Source organism: Streptomyces boncukensis (assembly GCF_011045075.1).
Taxonomy (GTDB): Bacteria; Actinomycetota; Actinomycetes; order Streptomycetales; family Streptomycetaceae; genus Streptomyces; species Streptomyces boncukensis.
The window spans coordinates 1-2,434 of the sequence record NZ_JAAKZZ010000777.1 but is presented as its reverse complement, the minus strand read 5'-3'; the positions used below and the strand labels follow the sequence as shown (position 1 = coordinate 2,434).

Annotated in this window: 2 protein-coding genes; both read right to left on the bottom strand. The window is 78.5% G+C overall.

Annotation, left to right across the window (positions count from 1 at the left end; translation table 11 throughout):
* Positions 1-83: 83 nt before the first annotated feature.
* On the bottom strand, positions 84-782 hold the full coding sequence (locus G5C65_RS35475) for an ABC transporter ATP-binding protein (protein ID WP_165303171.1): 699 nt from the start codon (positions 780-782) through the stop codon (positions 84-86).
* The coding region (locus tag G5C65_RS35470; RefSeq protein ID WP_165303170.1) for an ATP-binding cassette domain-containing protein at positions 779-2,434 on the bottom strand (1,656 nt) is incomplete at its 5' end. The genes G5C65_RS35475 and G5C65_RS35470, both read right to left, overlap by 4 nt.

Genomic DNA, 2,434 nt, shown 5'->3' with positions numbered 1-2,434 from the left:
CCCCCCACCGGCCCCGCCCGGCCACCGGCCCGGCGGGGCCCTCGCCTGTCCGGGCCCCGGCAGGGGAGCGGCAGGGGCAGCCGCTACCCGGCACGGTCCGCCGGGGACGGGTCCGCCGGGGACGCCCTCCCGAGGGCCTCGCGCGGTTCGCCCGCGAACGCCACCGTGCCGCGCAGCAGCTCGTAGACCACCGTGGCCGCCTCCCGCAGCGGCTCCGCCAGCCGCTGCTCGGCGACCAGGACCGTGCGCCCCGCCCCGTGCACGGCCTCCCGCAGCAGCGCGTACGTCCGCGCCGCCATCGCCGGCGACATGCCCTGCGTCGGCTCGTCGAGCAGCAGCACCCGCGCCTCGGACAGCAGCGCCCGGGAGACCGCCAGCATCTGCTGCTCGCCGCCGGAGAGCGTGGCGGCGGTGCGGGAGCGCAGCGGGGCCAGCGCCGGGTACGGCAGCGCGCCGGGCAGCGGACCCGGCGCCGCCAGCTCCAGGTTCTCCGTCACCGTGAGCGAGCCGAACACCGCCCGGCTGTCCGGCACGAAGGCGAGCCCGCGCCGCGCCCGGGTGTGCGCCGGGACCCGGGTGACGTCCGCGCCACCCCACACCACCCGGCCGGAGGTGAGCGGCACGGTGCCCGCGAGGGCGCGCAGCACGGTCGTCCGGCCCGCGCCGTTCCGGCCCAGGAGCACGGTGAGCCGGGCCGCGGGCACCGGGACGCCGACGCCGTGCAGCGCCTCCACGGGCCCGTAGTGCACCCGGGCGCGCTCCAGCGCGATCTCCACGGTCATGACGGCGGCTCCAGGGTGTGCACCGTGTCGGCGAGCTCCGCGACGAGCGTGCGGTCGTGCTCGATGACCAGCAGCGCCGTCCCGTCCGCCGCGAGCGCCCGCAGCACCCGGACGAGTGTCTCGGTCTCGGCCGGGTCCAGGCCCGCCGTCGGCTCGTCGAGCAGCAGGGTGTGCGGCTCCGTGGCGAGCGCGCGGGCGAGTTCGAGGCGGCGCAGCGTGGCCGTGGACAGCCCGGCGGCGGGGGAGTCGGCGAGGTGGTCCAGATGGAAGAGGCGCAGGGCGCGGGCGGTGGCGGCGGCGGGCGCGGAGCGCCGCGCGGCCTGCTCGGCGCCGATGCGGACGTTGTCGGCGACGGTGAGCGACGGGAAGACGGCCGGCTGCTGGAACGTGCGGGCGACGCCGAGGCGGGTGCGGGCGTGCGGGGAGAGCCGGGTGATGTCGCGCTCGCCCAGCAGGACGCGGCCGGCCCGGGGGCGCAGATTCCCGGTCAGACAGTGGAAGAGGGTGCTCTTGCCCGCGCCGTTGGGGCCGACCAGGGCGGTGACGCGGGCCGGGGGCACGTCGAGCGAGACGTCGCGGAACACCGTGTGGCGCCCGTAGCCGGCGGTCAGCCCGCGGATCCGCAGCGGTGCCTCGCGGGGGCGGCCGTGCGGGGCATGCCCCGCGCGTCCCGCATCCCGCGAGCGCGCACCCGGCAAGCGCAGCACGGCCTCTCCGGCCCGCGACGGGCCCCGGAGGGCAGCGGGACCCGTGTCCCTCGGCACCGGGCGCCCCCGCGGCCGGACACCGGCCAGCGCGCTGACCGCCGGAATCAGTCCCGACCGAAGCCACCGGACCCGCCCGGTCAGCACGGCCAGGACGCCGACGACCGCCGCCGCCCAGCCGCCCTGCGTCCCGGCGTCCAGGCCCACCAGCAGGGCCGCGCCCGCCAGCGCGGCGATGACGCTGTCGGAGCCCAGCACCACGATGGCCGCGAACCACAGCAGGCCGCGCACCGGGTCGAAGGTGCCGGGGTCGAAGGCGCGTACGCCCATGGTCAGCAGGCCGCCGCCGAGCGCGGCGAGCGCGGCGCCGAGGACGAACGCGGTGAGCTTCAGCGCGGGCACCGGGACCCCGGCCGCCGCCGCGCCCCGCTCGTGGTCCCGGATCGCGGCCAGCGCGCGGCCGTGCCGTCCGCGCCGCAGCGCCCACACGGTGAGCGCCGCCACCGCCAGCAGGGCCAGCTCCAGCGCGTAGTAGGCGCGGTCGTCGGTGAAGCCCGCCGGGCGGTCGGGGGCCAGCCCCTCCAGGGCGTACGGCTGTTCCAGGACGAAGCGGCTCACCAGCAGCGAGATGGCCAGGGTGGTGAGTGCGAGGGCCAGCCCCCGGCGGCGGATGGCGGGCCAGCCGGTGAGCAGCCCGAGCGGCGCGACGATCAGGACGGCGCAGGCGAGCGCCGCCAGGTTCGGCATCCGCAGCGAGAGCTGCGCGGTGAGCAGCGCCCCGAGTCCGGCGTACGCCGCCTGGCCGAGCGAGATCTGCCCGCCGCGCCCGGTGACGACCACCAGCGAGAGCAGTACGACCGCGAACGCCGGCACCTGGACCGAGGTGTGCAGATCGCTGCCGGCGAACCCGAGCGGGAGGAGGAAGAGGATGCCCGCGACGAGGGGGAG